Raw genomic sequence first — 293 nt, forward strand, 5'->3', positions numbered from 1 at the left:
CGATGTTCGGGCCGCACATCGCCGGCCGACAAGCCAAGCTGATTGCGTTCATTGATGACGCCAGCCGTGTGCTGTGCCACGGCGAGTTCTTCTTTGAAGAGAACGTCGACTCGATGGTCAAGGCAATCCGCTGTGCGTTTTACAAACGCGGTCTTCCCGAACAGCTCTACGTTGATAACGGCTCGATCTACTGTTGCCAGGAAATCACGCTGATAGCGGCGCGTGTAGGCTGCATCCTGCGTCACACGGCGGTGCGCGACGCGGCAGCGAAAGGGAAAATTGAACGCTTCTTC

General features: G+C 57.3%; 1 protein-coding gene. It reads left to right on the forward strand.

Annotated features, from left to right (window positions below; all coding sequences use genetic code 11):
• A partial coding sequence (locus CA85_RS21760; protein WP_146393522.1) for a DDE-type integrase/transposase/recombinase occupies positions 1-293 on the forward strand: 293 nt, incomplete at both ends.

Source organism: Allorhodopirellula solitaria (assembly GCF_007859855.1).
GTDB classification, from domain to species: Bacteria; Planctomycetota; Planctomycetia; order Pirellulales; family Pirellulaceae; genus Rhodopirellula; species Rhodopirellula solitaria.